The organism is Bacillus sp. HY001 (genome assembly GCF_007558965.1).
GTDB lineage: Bacteria > Bacillota > Bacilli > Bacillales > Bacillaceae_G > Bacillus_A > Bacillus_A mobilis.
In genome coordinates this window covers 1-16,040 of the sequence record NZ_VLTE01000016.1, presented here as the reverse complement: position 1 = coordinate 16,040, position 16,040 = coordinate 1, and the positions used below count along the sequence as shown (strand labels likewise).

Below are 16,040 nucleotides of genomic sequence, written 5' to 3'. Positions count from 1 at the left end.
AAATGTTCTTAGAGTGCAAAAGTTGCATGCTCGATTAGCGAATATTCGAATAGAGTATGTAAAGTCTATTGTAACGAATGTGGTGAAAACCAAGCCAATGTTTATTACAGTAGAAGATTTGAATGTAAAAGGTATGATGAAGAACAAACATCTATCTAAAGTTGTAGCGCAACAATGTTTTTATGCTTTTAAAACATTGTTATCAACGAAATGTAGGGAATATGGAATTGAACTACGGCAAGTGGACAGATTCCACCCATCTTCTAAAATATGTTCATGTTGCGGTCAAAAAAAGTCGGATTTAAAGCTGTCTGACCGAGTATATACATGTGATTGTGGAAATGTAATGGATAGAGATTTAAATGCATCTATCAACCTTTTACAAGCAAAAAAATATACAATACTAACGTAAATAGATTGTATATATGTACGGTGGGCTACATCGGAATTTACGCCTGTGGAGTGTCACAGCAAACTGTAGTAGCAAGTGATTAGCGAGGCAGGGCACGTAAAAGCAGGAATACTCTAAGAATATACATTTGTCTATATTTTTAGTAGCAGCTGACGATAATGATTGAATTAAAAAATGTATCCAAAGTATTTACAACAAAAAAAGGGTATGTAGAAGCTCTTAAGTCTACTTCCCTTCAAGTAAAAAAGGGTGAAGTATTTGGAATCATTGGATATAGTGGCGCTGGTAAAAGTACATTAATTCGATGTGTAAATTTATTAGAAAAACCAACGACAGGAACTATCATTGTAAACGGCCAAGACTTAACAACTCTATCAGCAAAAGAACTCGCAAAAGCGAGACAAAAAATCGGGATGATTTTTCAAGGATTTAACTTACTTAAAACTGTGACTGTTTATGAAAATATCGCATTACCGTTACGTCTATCTGGTCTTCCCAAAAATGAAATTGAAAAAAGGGTAGAAAGATATTTACGCATTGTCGACCTCTTTAATCGAAAGGATGCCTATCCGAGTGAACTTTCTGGCGGCCAAAAACAACGTGTGGCAATCGCCCGTGCACTATCACATGAACCAGAAGTGTTATTAAGCGACGAAGCAACGAGTGCTTTAGACCCAGAAACAACGGATTCTATTCTTGACCTATTACTAAAGATTAATGAAGAAATCGGGATCACAATTTTATTAATTACACATGAAATGAATGTCATCCAGCGTATATGTGATCGAGTTGCTGTTATGGAACATGGAGCAGTAGTTGAAAGCGGGACCGTGAAGGATATCTTCACAAACCCACAACATGTAACAACGAAGAAATTCGTAAATAGTGCATTTGCAGCAAGGATTCCAGAAGAAGTACAAAAAGAACTACAAACTACCGGTGAAATTGTAACTCTCTCCTTTATAGGTAATGCTTCAGGAGAGCCAGCATTAGCTGTCGCTACAAAACGTTTTCAAGTGTATCCGAATATTTTGTCCGGTAATATTACGCAGTTAAAACATGAAGCATACGGGAAACTGATCATTCATATGCAGGGTGAGAAAAATGAAGTAGACCGCGCTTTAGCATTCTTACAAGAGCAAGGGATCATCGTAGAAGGAGGTAGAACAGACTATGGGAAACAAGTCCTTTTTGGATGAATGGGGTAAGGTCATATGGGAAGCGACCATTCAAACATTTCAAATGACATCTATTTCACTATTCATCTCTATCCTTATTGCATTACCACTTGGCGTCACACTTGTTTTAACGAGACCTGGTGGACAGCAAGAAAATAAAATCATTTATCCTATTCTTAATACAATTATTAATATCATTCGCTCTCTTCCATTTATCATTCTATTATTCTTCATTTTACCTTTTACAAAGTTTCTAATGGGAACATCCATTGGTGTGCAAGGTGTTATCGTACCACTTGTCGTCTTCACAGCTCCCTATATTGCACGATTAATGGAGACAGCTTTATTAGAAGTGGATCGTGGAGTTATTGAAGCTTACCAAGCAATGGGCGTTTCTACTATAAAAATTATTTGGCACGTTATGGTGAAAGAAGCTCGTCCCTCCCTTGTACTTGGATTAACAATTGCAACAATCGGTCTAATTGGTGCAACAGCAATGGCTGGACTTGTAGGTGCTGGCGGCCTTGGTGATTTAGCATATCGATTCGGACACTTACGCTACGAACCGGAAGTAATGTATGCAACTGTCTTTATTTTAATTATCCTCGTTCAAGGGTTACAGTCTTTAGGGAATAGTGTTGCACGAAGATTGAAGAAAGATTAAAAAAGAAGGTATCTCACCCTGGTAAGATACCTTCTTTTTACCTTTTAAATCCACCTTCAGAATGAATAACTTGTCCAGTAATCCATTCTGCTTCTTCACGATTTAATTTTTATCCTTCTTATATACTATGTAACTAGGTTCATTATAAACCCACTCACCTGTACCAATTCTTAGCCAACCATTCTTTTCTTCGTATACTGTAGCTTTTTCACCTTTGCTTGCTTTTCTAACAACGGAATAGCTAGCTCCTGCTCCACTGCGAACATTTACCCCAATTCCATTAATTTCAACTGTACCAATACCTTTTTGAACATTACCAGTTTCAATTACTTGAAGCATGTTTAAAATGAATGCTGCTGTTTCACCACGAGTCGTCGTTCCTTTAGGCGCATACAGATTATCTCCCATACCTTTTACAATACCCAAACCGTATAATCTTTGTACTGCTTCTTTATAAATAATTTGATTTCTATCTGCAAATGGTAAGTTTGCCAATGGTCCACTTATTTTTTTATACTCTAAAGCTTTATTTACAATAACCGCTGCTTCTTCTCTTGTAATAGGTGTGTTAGGGTCAAAATTACCATCTCCTCTACCAGAAATGATGCCTACACTTGCAGTACGTTTAATACCATCTCGTAAAGTTGGATTTACATCATTTAAATCTTTAAACGTTGCATCTCCAGCTGGCAGACTTAAAGAATTAGAGATTAATTGAGCAAACTCCGCTCTTGTTACAGATCTATTAGGCGCAAAAATGCCATTTCCTTCTCCGACCATAATACCTCTTCTATTCAAATCACGAATAGCTGGCTCATACCAACCTCCTGTTATATCGTCTGTTGGTTGATAAAATTTATTATAATACCCTTCAACACCATTTACGAATGGAACCCATTGTCCACTATTAATCATAATAGCAGGACAGATTTTACCACTCCATTTTTGGTGTTTTACAACATTATTTAATGGTACACCTGTTTCTTTCATTAAATAAGCTGCAAGTTTCTTAGCGTTATCTACTGCCTTATTATAGTCACCATCACTGTTAACTGCAATTTCAATTGCAATAGATTCTCTATTACCTGGACCATCGCCATCTCCTGCGTGCCATCCGTTCTCGTTTAATGGTAAGTGTTGATAAATCTCCTTATCATCTACTGTAAAGTGCCATGATGCAGCTCGATCTGTTTTCCCTGTCGCTTGGTTATATAAGTATTGAGCATGGTTTTTAGCTCCTGCTCCTACTTTTGTATTATCAGTCTCATGAATTGTAATATACTTTGGAACCATATGGTTTTGAGGACGAATATTCTCGTTACCAGTTGGAACAATCCATTCAGTGAATGGGACGCCATTTATAGTACTAGAAACTTTAGGGGCTGAAAAAGAAAGACTACGTTTTGTTCTATTTGAATTGTTAGGAACCGTTAACGTACCTGTTTCTTCATACATACCTTCTGAACCTTGAAGACTGTCTACTTTCTTATTATCGACAGTACCTCCACCACGCCCGTCTACTCCTTCAAAACTCTCTTCAATACTTTTCAAGGCTTGTTCATCTGATACTTGAATCTGCCCAGTTCCACCTTGTTCTAGAGCACTTATAGATTGATAGTTATTTCCTGATTGTTGTTCCTCTGCGAACGATACCATAGATGAAGATAATACCGTTAATCCTGCTGTTAATGCTACTACCTTTTTATGAAATGTAATACTCATGTTTAATTTGATATATCTTGCTATTTTAGATATATCTTCCTCCCTTCATAGACTTATAAAAATTAGCGAAAAAAAGCTTTAAAATACCCTTTTGAATGTCGAAAACAATACTTAACATTTTACTCGATATCCCGTTTATTTTCTATGAAATCTCTAAATTCTTTAAAAATCCTGACAACAAATAAAAAAGAATTCCTATTTTTAGAAATCCTTTTTCGCTACACCCCTAGGTATGAGTTTACTAATATGCTAGATATTAATTAATTTTACATAGAATTGTAATTTTTAAATAGGTTAACCAATATGGATAACTCTAAATAACAATTATAGAAAAGAGCATGTTTCAAAAAGATTAATTAAAACATGCTCTTACTTTTTTCAAATTTAAACTCTTAACGAACCGCGAAATCCTCTAGCAGCATAGTAGGAATCTGCTCCATTGTGGTACACAAAAACGTGTCCGAAGCGATAATCGCAAAATAGAGCACCACCGAGTTCTCGAATATCTGAAGGCGTTTGTACCCAGCTTGATGATTTCATATCGAAATCTCCAAGTTGTTGCAACTCGCGATATTGTTCTTCCGTTAATAATTCAATGCCCATAGCAGCTGCCACATCAATAACGTTATTTTCTGGTTTATGTTTTTTTCTTGCCTCTAACGCTTCAAGATCATAACAAAGACTTCTGCGGCCTTTAGGACTCTCCTTTGAACAATCACAGAAAGTATACTCATCCTTCTCTTCATTATAACCAACAACATCCGGCTCACCGCCAGTTACTTCCATTTCGTGAATTGACCATAATTTTTCAGTATTAGTAGTTAGCTTCGCTTCAATTTTAGCCCATTCAAGACCTTCATGGCGATTCATGTTTTTCTCAAAACGAGCTTGTAATGCTTTTAATAGTTCTTCACGTTGTTCTACAGATAATGCATTTTTATTCTCTGTCATATTAATCCTCCGAATTACGTTTCCTTATAATCATTTAAATTTTTTCAATGATAATTTGTATACAGTTTACAACGAAAAACCCCTGTACATATATCCATTATATAGTACGAAAACCTTTCATGCTTTCTCCAAGAATATAGTGTGAAAACCACATCAAATTTTGTTTCATAATAGCCACGCCTATCCCTGGCTGATTAGGACTATATGCCATGCCTGTAAATATAATTAATTCTGTATCCACTTCCATATCTCTTAATCCTTCATGTAGCTCATATGCATTTGTAGTTGGAATTCTTACATCCTTTTCTCCATGTTGAATTAAGGTAGGCGTACATGCTGATTTAATATATGTCATTGGTGATGTTTTCTTATATATCTCTGGATCATTCCATGGAGTATTTCCTAAATACATGCTAATAAAGTAAGGGATATCTGTATTTACATAATGGGTACCCCAGTTCGTAATTCCGCCCCCAACTGAAATAGCTTTAAATCTACTGCTGCATGTAGAACAAAAAGCTGATATATATCCTCCGTTACTCCACCCCATAACTCCTACTCTCTCTTTATCTACTATCCCTTTTTCAACTAGTGCATCCACTCCAGATATAATATCATCATAATCAGCAAATCCTTGTTTTCTATAGTTTGCTTTTAAAAATTCATTACCATAACCAGAACTTCCTCTATAGTTTGGTTCTAAAACGATAAAGCCTTTTTCAACAAACTGTTCAATCGGATATTTCTCATTAAAGCAGTCTGAAAATATCGGAAAGGACGCCCAATTCGGACCACCATGGATTACTACTAATAAGGGATATTTTTTATTTGTATCAAACTCTACTGGAGTTGATAGAACACCTTCTATTTCAAGACCATCACTACTTCTCCATGAGATGATTTCCCTATTACTTTTAAGCTTGCCTTCGAAAAAGCTATTTTCATTCGTTATTTTTTTATCATCCAAATAGATTTCAAAGGTTTCATTTGTTATAGCCTTAGTATATGTTATATGATTGCCATCCCTTGTTATAGAGGCATCCATTATAAAACCATCTACTGTTTCGCTTAACATTTCCACAGTACCATCCTCACACAGCAATCCAATACGGTAATTCGTTTTATCCTGCCATCTAATTAAAATCCCTTTAGCCGTCCACTGTAATGGCATAACCGTACTATCAAAATCGGTTAAAGGTTGGATTACCTCTCCCGTATTCCTATCATATATCTCTAATGTACTATCCTGTATATGATTTTTATAGTAATCCTTCTCTCTTATACTTGCTGCGTAACATATTTTATCGCCCTCGGGAGACAAGCAGACACTCGCTCCTAACAACTTATCCATATTCATTTTTTGTAGTTCTCCAGCTTCAACATCTAATATGTAGAGATCACCATTCATATAATCGTTTAAGCTTGGTGTAGCCATACATACAACCTTTTTCCCATCATTTGAAATATCAAAGTTATGTATATAAAAATCTTTACCATCCGTTAGTTGATAAACACCTTTAATCTCGCGTTCCTCTTTATCATTTTGTATTACCTTTTCTATCTTAATGTAGTATAAACAATTATTTCGATGTTCCTTACCTACATGGTGGAAATCTCCATATAGTTCCTTACGTTTCTTTATGTCCTCACATTCTTTTGACTGTGCAATATAATAAAAACCTTTACCAGTAGGCTCCCATTTGAATGTATTAACTCCATCCTTCTCATCCGTAATTTGAACCTCACTACCACCGTCTATTGACTTAACAAAGATCTGATTTGTATTAGCTCCGTCATCGCCTGGGCTAAGGTATGCAATAGTCTTAGAATCTGGAGACCATAATGGATGTGTACCATCTATATCCTCATTTATTAGTGGGTAACTCTGCCCTTTATCTTTCTCATATATCCATACATGATTTCTATACGCATTGTCTTCCCAGTTAGCTGTCTTTTTTACAAATGCTACGTTTTTTCCATCATCACTTATATTTGCACTTGATAAGGCCGGTAATGAAATAATCTCTTCTATACTTAAATATGTTTTTGCTTTCACTTCCATATAATAAGCCCCCTTATAATGTCCATGTATCTATCGTCTTTTCTCTTCATAATAAAGAAAATTGTTCACGCATACTAAAATGATAGCGGAAAATTCAGATAAATAAAAGTGGATCTGATAAAGCAAAACTTTAATTAGTAGGATTCTATCCACCTACCAATTTTAGATTTTCTTTTTCAATAAAAAATACCCCTTTAGATAACATATCTAAAGGGGTACCGATTCGTATATTTATTAACCTACCAATCTCCTACTCAACAGTAACAGACTTAGCTAAGTTACGTGGCTTATCAACGTCACACTCGCGGTGAAGTGCTGCGTAGTATGAGATAAGTTGGAATGGAATAACTGCTACTAGCGGTGCTAGTGCTTCGTGTACAGCTGGTAATACGAAGCTGTCACCTTCCATTTCTAAGCCCTTCATTGAGATGATACATGGGTTAGCTCCACGTGCTACTACTTCTTTCACGTTACCACGAATTCCAAGGTTTACGTGCTCTTGTGTAGCAAGTGCGATAACTGGTGTACCGTTTTCGATTAAGGCGATTGTACCGTGTTTTAATTCTCCTCCAGCAAATCCTTCTGCTTGGATGTAAGAAATTTCTTTTAGCTTTAACGCACCTTCTAATCCTACGTAGAAGTCTACGCTACGTCCGATGAAGAAACAGTTACGCGTTGTTGCTAAAAATTGTTTTGCTAATGCGTCCATTTCTTCTTTTTGATCACAAAGTTCTATCATTGCATTTGCTACAAGTCCTAATTCGTGTGTTAAATCGAAATCAAGAACTTCACCTTTTGCTTTAGCAATGTCCGCAGCTAAAATTGAAAGTACTGCAAGCTGTGCTGTGTAAGCTTTCGTTGATGCAACTGCGATTTCTGGTCCCGCGTATAACGGAAGTGTGTAATCAGCTTCACGAGAAAGTGTAGAACCAGGTACGTTTGTAATCGTTAATGCTTTATGACCCATTTCATTTGTTTGTACAAGTACTGCACGGCTATCAGCTGTTTCACCACTTTGTGAAATGTAAATGAAGAATGGTCTTTCTGTTAATAATGGCATGTTATAAGAGAATTCACTTGCTACATGCACTTCAACTGGCATTTTTGCAAACTTCTCGATAAATTGTTTTCCAACAAGACCTGCATGATAACTCGTTCCACATGCAATGATGTAAACACGATCGCTATCTAAAATCGCATTGCGGATGTCTTGATCTAATTCAATCTCGCCATTTTCATCTTGATACTTTTGAATTATATTACGGATTACAAGTGGTTGCTCATCGATTTCTTTAAGCATGAAATGAGGATATGTTCCTTTTTCAATATCACTTGCGTCTAATTCCGCTGTAAACGGTGCACGTTCAATCGTTTCACCTTGTAAGTTTTTAATTGTAATACTTTCTTTTGTTACGATTACGATTTCTTTATCCATTAACTCAATAAATTGATCTGTAACTTGTAACATCGCCATAGCGTCGCTCGCCACAACATTAAAGTTGTCACCAACACCTACTAATAGCGGGCTTTTGTTTTTAGCAACATAAATCATGTTTGGATTTTCAGCATCAAGTAATCCGATTGCATAAGAGCCATGTAAAAGAGATAGCGTATTACGGAACGCTTCTTCTACACTTAGTCCTGTGCTCACTTGTTGTTCCATAAGCTGTACGATAATCTCTGTATCAGTTTCACTTACGAACGTTACATCTTGTAAATATTCTTTTTTCACTAATTCATAGTTTTCAATTACACCGTTATGAACTAGTGTAAAGCGTTTTGATGTACTTTGATGCGGATGCGCGTTTACTTTGCTTGGAACACCATGTGTAGCCCAGCGTGTGTGACCGATTCCCACGCTTGCTGCTACGTTCTCATCTACGATTTCGCGAAGTTTTGCAATACGACCTTTTTCTTTGTATACAACAACACCGTTCTCTGCTTGTACTGCAATACCCGCTGAATCATATCCACGATATTCTAGCTTTTCTAAACCTTTTAATAAAATTTCCTTTGCATCTTGTTCTCCAATAAATCCTACGATTCCACACATGTTTAGTCGCCGTTACAAATGCTTACATTGCTCTGCGAACATGTAACGACATAGTCCGATACCATTTTTATTTATACTAAAAAAACGGATTACATATTGCTAGCCCTGTAAGCTTGTAACGGCTTTCACCTTCCTCTCGATTGGGTTTAAGTCCGTATATACTTATACAGCTAGTTTGTATCCGTTCCTTTTCTCTCATCACACTTTCACCTTTGTCCACTAAGTCACCTTAATGATTTAAGTAAAAGCTTGCGGTTGTGATGAACAACCGGGAGTCATCCGCCGAAATCTCGATAAACTCCACCTCGTCAACTACACTACTTGTAGTTCTGGCGCTTCTATAATTTACAATATTTCCTTTGAGAAAAAGAACAAGACCATCTTATAACAAACATGGATAAACCGTCAATGAAATTTTTTTCATCGTCTATAAAACATATGAAAAAGGAGCACTTAATGTGCTCCTTTTTCATAAATTTATTGAATTATTCAGCGCCAACTTCAGCTTTCACAACTTCTACAATACGATGTACATATGCGTCACAAACTTCTTGTGTTGGTGCTTCTGCCATTACACGAATAAGTGGCTCTGTTCCAGATGGACGAACAAGAATGCGGCCATCACCGTTCATTTCTTCCTCTACAACACGAATAATGTCTTTAATTTTTTCATTTTCTAATGCTAGTTTTTTATCTGTTACACGAACGTTTACTAATAATTGCGGGAACTTCGTCATTTCTCCTGCAAGCTCAGATAATGGTTTTTTCGTCATTTTCATGATGTTTACAAGTTGAAGTGCACTTAACATTCCATCACCAGTTGTAATGTAATCAAGTAAGATAATGTGACCTGATTGTTCTCCACCCAGGTTATATCCACCACGCTTCATCTCTTCCATTACGTAACGGTCACCAACTGCTGTTTTATCACTTGTGATATTGTTAGCTTCAAGTGCTTTGTAGAAACCTAAGTTACTCATAACTGTTGAAACAACTGTATTGTGCTTTAGTTGGCCAGTTTCTTTCATGTACTTCGCACAAATAAACATAATTTGATCGCCATCAACGATGTTTCCTTTTTCATCTACAGCGATTAGACGGTCACCATCACCATCAAAAGCAAGACCGATATCAGCGCCTTTGTCTTTTACTAATTTAGCTAATACTTCTGGATGTGTAGAACCTACTCCATCGTTAATGTTCATACCGTTTGGTGAAGTTCCCATCGTTGAAATATCAGCCTCTAAATCTGCAAATAAGTATGGAGCTAAAGAAGACGTAGCACCATGCGCACAATCTAAAGCGATATGTAAACCAGAGAAATCTTCCTCTACAGTTTGTTTAATATATTGTAAATATTTTTGTCCGCCTTCAAAATAATCACTCACTTGTCCAAGATTCGTACCTGTTGGACGTGGTAACTCATCAACTTCTTTGTCTAATAAAGCTTCGATTTCTGCTTCTTGCTCATCTGTTAATTTAAAACCGTCAGAACCGAAGAATTTGATTCCATTATCCTGTACTGGATTATGAGATGCAGAAATCATAACACCCGCTTGTGCATCTAATGCTTTTGTTAAATAAGCAACACCTGGTGTAGAAATAACACCTAGGCGCATTACTTCTGCTCCAGTTGATAATAGACCCGCTACTAAAGCTCCTTCTAACATATGTCCTGATATACGTGTATCACGCCCGATAATTACTTTTGGACGATCAGTATCTTTTGTTAATACATAACCACCAAAACGTCCAATTTTGAATGCTAATTCAGGTGTTAACTCCTGGTTCGCAACCCCGCGTACTCCATCTGTACCAAAATATTTACCCATTATGATTCGCTCCTTTTTCTGGCTCTTTTTGATTATCTACTGTTGGCTCTTGACTAGTTTCTTTATCTTTATCTTTATCTTTATCCTTATTTGGTTCCTGTTCCGTGTCAGGCTTAGGCTTCTGTTCAGGTTCAGGATTTTTTGGTTTTTCAGTTTGATTATCTTGGTTATTATTTGAATCTGGTTTTTCACCGTTACCCTGTACTTCTTTATCTGGATTTTCTTTCTTCACAATTGTGACTTTAGCACTTTTTTGCTTTGGCTCTATTGAAATATTACCAGGACCGCTTACTTGAATAGAAACATCCTTCGTTCCCGGAGATACATTTTGCAAATTAATGGCTGCTGTTATTTGAGCAGCTGTTATTTTATCTACTATACTTGTTTCTCCTGAAATATCAACGCTTATCTTCCCATCTTGCGGCGAAAGTAGCTGGGCCGTAACATCTTTAGAAAGTCCATTTTTTTGAATTGATATACCATCAATTGTTCTTGTTTTCGTTTGTTTTGCCTTTTGCACACCTACTGAAACCTTCACTTGATTCGGTTTTGCACTTGTTACACCCTTTGGCAATAAAACAGAGGTATCGAATGTTGTAGACTCTGTCAATTGACTAAGATCTACTTCGACCCCCTCTATCGATTGTATATTATCCAATATATCTTTTGGACCTGCTATCGTTACTTCGCTCGGCTCAACGCTAATATTTGTAACAGCCAATCCTTCTGGTAAACTCCCCTTTTTCGTATACGTTACAGGAACAGTTTTTTCAGTATTATTGGCCGTAGCTTGCGTCGCCACATTCAATGTTACACTAATTTTAGATGGACTCGTTCTTACGTTTAAACGTTTTCCTTCTTTATTGTATAATGTAACTTCGGCTGTTTTTGTAACAGTTTTATTAACACCTTTTAAATCAATATAAGCCTTAGCAGATGAAATACTTTCAATTTCTTCTTTCGTTCCAACTACCTCGACAGTATCAGGTTTAATGTTTGATTTTTCGAGAGTAGAACCTGCTGGCATTTGATCCTCATTTGATAACTTTAAGTCTACATGAACATATTTTCTCGCTTTTTCATGTAGCGTAATTTTAATTGTTGATGGCTGAACTGTTCCTTTCACATCATCTGGAAGGCCGTTCGTTTTTAAAGAAACTTCATAAGTTCCTTTTTCGCTATCTCTCAAATCAACTGGTATATCAAATTGTTTTTTCGCTTTTGCTGTAGCAACTGCTGCTTTTGGGCCCTCTAACTTTACCTTAACGCCCTCTGCCGGAATACCACTTACAATATATTTATCTTCATCATACTTAAGGGTAATAGCATAATTAGTTAATGTTTCTTTCGCATCATTTGCAAAAGGTAGTATCCCCGATGTCGTATTTTTTTCAGTTAAAGTCGCTGACATAAAAAGCATACACGCCAATAGTAATGAGATCCCCTTTAAGAACCAATGATTCTCCATTAACTTATCCATGACGCTTTCTCCTCCAATTCCATAAAGACGAAGAAGTCGTTTTTATGCTTGCACTAAATTCAGCTAACAACATATCTTTCAGTTGTTCTGTCTTCAAATCACGATGCAACTTACCATTTTTCGTTAAAGAAATTTGACCTGTTTCTTCCGACACAACTACTGTAATACTATCAGTAACTTCACTAACTCCCATTGCAGCACGATGTCTAGTTCCTAACTCCTTAGAGATAAAAGGACTTTCCGATAACGGAAGATAACAAGCTGCTGCTTTAATGGTACTTCCTTGCATAATAACTGCTCCATCATGAAGAGGTGTATTAGGAATGAAAATATTAATGAGTAATTCCGATGATACATTTGCATTTAGCGGAATACCTGTTTCCACATAATCACCCATACCGGTCTCTTTAGACAAAGTAATTAATGCACCAATTCTACGTTTTCCCATATATTCCGTTGCTTTCGCTATCGCTGTTGCAACGATTTCAGGTTCATCATCCTCATGAGTTCCAACACGCGAAAACAAACTCCCGCGTCCTAGCTGCTCAAGTGCCCTTCGCAATTCTGGCTGAAAAATAATAATAACGGCTAAAAATCCCCACGTTAATACTTGCTCAGTCAGCCAATAAAGCGTATGCAATTCAAGGAAAATACTGATCATCCGAACGACAATAATAACTGTAATCCCTTTTAAAAGTTGAACAGCTTTCGTTCCTCGGATTATGAGAATTAGCTTATATATAATAAACCATACAACGGCAATATCTAATACCGTACTAAGATATTTCAAAATGGTCGTATCTTCAAAAGGCATGCTAACCCTTCCTCCTACTTACGAGCAATTCTATCCATATATTGAAATATTGTTTTATGCTCTATCTGTATGTATTTCCAACAACTAGTTAATTATACCATACATGAAACAAACAACAATTACAAACAACCCCCTTTAGTCTAAATTGGTAAGATGTCAAACATTATTATCGTACAGTATAATATAAATCATTATTATACGCTTATTTTCAAATAAAAAAAGCAACTTCTCAGTTGCTTTTCTTACATTTACTTTAGTTTTTCACCGAATAAAGAACCCATTAAAGCAACTGCTGTTGTTGCCGTTCTATTTCGCTCATCTAAAATAGTATTTACTTCAACAAACTCAGCTGATGTAACAATATCAGCTTCCGCTAACATTTCCATTGCTAAATGGCTTTCACGATAAGATAGGCCACCAATTACAGGCGTTCCAACTCCTGGTGCATCATGTGGGTCAAGGCCATCTAAATCTAATGATAAATGCACACCATCAGTATGAGATAAATACGCGATAGTTTCTTCCATAACAGCTGTCATACCCATACGATCAATCTCGTGCATTGAGAATACTTTAATACCTTCATTGCGAATAAAGTCTTTTTCTCCTTCATCTAATGCACGTGCACCAATAATTACAACGTTCTCTTTTTTCACCTTTGGATATGCCCCGTATAAATCTACAAGCGTTTGATGCCCATACCCTAAACTTGCTGCAAGTGACATACCATGAATATTTCCAGATGGTGAAGTTTCTTCTGTATTTAAATCACCATGTGCATCATACCAAATAACACCTAAGTTTTTATAATGTTTCGCAACACCAGCTAATGTACCAATAGCAATACTATGATCGCCACCTAATACAAGTGGAAAACGTCCTTCTTCTATAATATGATCCACCTTACTTGCTAATTCGTTACAAACAGTTGCAACTTGTGTAAGGTTTCTTAAGCTTGTATTTACATCTACTTCTTTTTCTCTCTCTATACATATATCTCCTATATCTTTAACGTCATATCCAATTTCTTCAATTCTTTCAATTACGCCTGCATAACGGATTGCGCTCGGCCCCATATCAACTCCGCGACGCATCTGTCCTAAATCCATTGGAACTCCAATAACCGAAATTTCTTTTTTCATAGATAGTATCCCCCTTTTGTGCCTTCACTAAATATTTTAAATCTTTTATATAGTCTGACTCAACTCGACATTTTTCTGTATGGATATACAAATTATTCACTTATATCCGCTTTAAAATCCAAATGTTAAGACTATTCTATGTATAAAGTTAACCTAATGAAACAACTACCATCATTATTATTAGATAATAATAAAAAACACTCCTACATTTAGAAGTGTTTTTCTGATGCTATTTTCCATACTGCGGCAATATTCTTTGCTGTCATTTCGATATTCTCTTCCGCTACTTTATATGCCTCTTCTAATGTCATCGGACTCGCTGTAATACTAAATACTGCATCGATTCCTTTTTCGTGAACAGCTGGATAATTCGGAGATACAGATCCTCCAATAGCAATGACAGGAATATGAAAATGCTTTGCACGCTCCGCAACACCTACAGGGGCCTTTCCATATGCTGTTTGTTCATCTATTCTCCCTTCACCAGTTATAATTAAATCTGCACCTTCTATATGCTTATCAAAATTTGTATAGTCTAATACAATTTCAATTCCTCTCCGCAAGCTTCCCTTTAACACTGCAATAACAGCTGCTCCCATTCCTCCTGCAGCTCCTGCGCCAGGCATTTTAGATACGTCGCAAGATAAGTATTGTTTAAGGATATTCGCATAATGCTTTAAATTCTCATCCAACTCTTTCATCATCTCTGCATTCGCACCCTTTTGCCTCCCAAATACGAAAGATGCTCCCCTTATTCCAACTAACGGATTATCTACATCACACGCTGCTTCTATCTTTATATGCGTTAAGCGTGAATCCAAGCGTGAAAAATCAATAGTGACAATCGAATGTAACGTTCCTCCAGATGGCTCTATTACTTCCCCTTTTCCATTTATAAACCTGACTCCTAAAGCTGACAACATACCTGCTCCGCCATCATTTGTAGCACTTCCGCCAAGTCCTAAAATAATGTGCTCAGCTCCTTCGTCTAGCGCGTGTAGTATAAGCTCTCCAGTTCCTTTAGTCGTTGTAATAAGTGGATTTCGCTTTTTAACCGGAACATGTTGTAATCCTGATGCTGCTGCCATTTCAATAAACGCTGTCTTTTTATCTTTAGACATACCGTAAAAGGCTTGTACACGTTCTCTAAGTGGCCCTGTCACATGAAGTGATATAATCCTTCCCCCTGTAGCATCTACAAGTGAATCAACCGTTCCTTCCCCTCCATCTCCAATTGGTATTTTTACGTACTCTGCTTTAGGAAAAATTGCTCCAAAACCTCTTTCAATAGCTTCACATACTTCTATAGCTTTTAAGCTTTCTTTATATGAATCAGATGCAATAACAACTTTCACAATTATCTCCACCCTTTATTTTCGCATTTTCTCCATTTTAAATGACAAATATGAAAGTTGTCTTTTTAAACACAAAAAAAAGCTTACATCATATGATGTAAGCTTCTCTATTAGATGGAGCCTAGCGGGATCGAACCGCTGACCTCCTGCGTGCAAGGCAGGCGCTCTCCCAGCTGAGCTAAGGCCCCTTAGTAATAAAGCGGAAGACGGGATTCGAACCCGCGACCCCAACCTTGGCAAGGTTGTATTCTACCACTGAACTACTTCCGCGAAAATGGTGAGCCATGAAGGATTCGAACCTTCGACCCTCTGATTAAAAGTCAGATGCTCTACCAACTGAGCTAATGGCTCGTAAATGGCTGGGCTAGCTGGATT

12 protein-coding genes, 3 tRNA genes and 1 pseudogene are annotated in these 16,040 nt (G+C 36.8%); 3 read left to right on the top strand and 13 right to left on the bottom strand.

From position 1 onward, the window contains the following. The 3 genes from FOT98_RS10385 to FOT98_RS10370 all read left to right on the top strand — a co-directional run. Nucleotides 1–412, top strand: a 412-nt coding sequence (locus tag FOT98_RS10385) for an RNA-guided endonuclease InsQ/TnpB family protein (protein WP_144291057.1), incomplete at its 5' end; no start/stop codon positions are given. A gap of 158 nt (nt 413–570) precedes the next feature. Next, nucleotides 571–1,611: a methionine ABC transporter ATP-binding protein gene (locus FOT98_RS10375; RefSeq protein ID WP_063262624.1), complete on the top strand. Its 1,041-nt coding sequence runs from the start codon at nt 571–573 to the stop codon at nt 1,609–1,611. Then, entirely contained in the window at nt 1,586–2,254 is a 669-nt protein-coding gene (locus FOT98_RS10370; RefSeq protein ID WP_063262623.1) for a methionine ABC transporter permease, read from the top strand. The genes FOT98_RS10375 and FOT98_RS10370 overlap by 26 nt, the downstream gene beginning before the upstream one ends. A gap of 102 nt (nt 2,255–2,356) precedes the next feature. Here FOT98_RS10370 and FOT98_RS10365 read toward each other — a convergent pair whose 3' ends face one another. The 13 genes and pseudogenes from FOT98_RS10365 to FOT98_RS10305 all read right to left on the bottom strand — a co-directional run bounded on the left by FOT98_RS10365 (nt 2,357) and on the right by FOT98_RS10305 (nt 16,016). Further along, the gene (locus tag FOT98_RS10365) at nt 2,357–3,976 is read right to left on the bottom strand and encodes an S-layer homology domain-containing protein (RefSeq protein ID WP_063262622.1); all 1,620 of its coding nucleotides are present in this window, start codon (nt 3,974–3,976) and stop codon (nt 2,357–2,359) included. 384 nt (nt 3,977–4,360) lie between these two features. Beyond that, on the bottom strand, nt 4,361–4,927 hold the full coding sequence (locus tag FOT98_RS10360) for a DUF4256 domain-containing protein (protein WP_063262621.1): 567 nt from the start codon (nt 4,925–4,927) through the stop codon (nt 4,361–4,363). Nucleotides 4,928–5,024: 97 nt separating this feature from the next. After that, entirely contained in the window at nt 5,025–6,989 is a 1,965-nt protein-coding gene (locus tag FOT98_RS10355) for a S9 family peptidase (protein WP_063262620.1), read from the bottom strand. Between the two features lie 250 nt (nt 6,990–7,239). Further along, the gene (gene glmS, locus FOT98_RS10350) at nt 7,240–9,042 is read right to left on the bottom strand and encodes a glutamine--fructose-6-phosphate transaminase (isomerizing) (RefSeq protein WP_063262608.1); all 1,803 of its coding nucleotides are present in this window, start codon (nt 9,040–9,042) and stop codon (nt 7,240–7,242) included. A 12-nt stretch (nt 9,043–9,054) separates the two neighbouring features. After that, nucleotides 9,055–9,241 (bottom strand): annotated as a pseudogene (locus FOT98_RS32890) (hypothetical protein). A gap of 286 nt (nt 9,242–9,527) precedes the next feature. Then, complete coding sequence (glmM, locus tag FOT98_RS10340; RefSeq protein WP_000521484.1) at nt 9,528–10,874, bottom strand: phosphoglucosamine mutase; 1,347 nt, start codon at nt 10,872–10,874, stop codon at nt 9,528–9,530. Further along, on the bottom strand, nt 10,867–12,354 hold the full coding sequence (locus FOT98_RS10335; RefSeq protein WP_063262607.1) for a CdaR family protein: 1,488 nt from the start codon (nt 12,352–12,354) through the stop codon (nt 10,867–10,869). The genes glmM and FOT98_RS10335 overlap by 8 nt, the downstream gene beginning before the upstream one ends. Continuing rightward, a complete protein-coding gene (cdaA, locus tag FOT98_RS10330) occupies nt 12,347–13,168 on the bottom strand; it encodes a diadenylate cyclase CdaA (RefSeq protein WP_063262606.1) in 822 nt (273 codons plus the stop codon). The genes FOT98_RS10335 and cdaA overlap by 8 nt, the downstream gene beginning before the upstream one ends. Before the next feature lie 248 nt (nt 13,169–13,416). Beyond that, complete coding sequence (gene rocF / locus FOT98_RS10325; RefSeq protein WP_063262605.1) at nt 13,417–14,310, bottom strand: arginase; 894 nt, start codon at nt 14,308–14,310, stop codon at nt 13,417–13,419. A gap of 209 nt (nt 14,311–14,519) precedes the next feature. After that, on the bottom strand, nt 14,520–15,665 hold the full coding sequence (locus FOT98_RS10320) for a glycerate kinase (protein ID WP_063262604.1): 1,146 nt from the start codon (nt 15,663–15,665) through the stop codon (nt 14,520–14,522). Nucleotides 15,666–15,780: 115 nt separating this feature from the next. Then, nucleotides 15,781–15,853: transfer RNA gene (locus FOT98_RS10315), tRNA-Ala, on the bottom strand. A gap of 10 nt (nt 15,854–15,863) precedes the next feature. Further along, a tRNA-Gly gene (locus tag FOT98_RS10310) sits at nt 15,864–15,935 on the bottom strand. Between the two features lie 5 nt (nt 15,936–15,940). Then, a tRNA-Lys gene (locus tag FOT98_RS10305) sits at nt 15,941–16,016 on the bottom strand. Between the last annotated feature and the right edge of the window lie 24 nt (nt 16,017–16,040).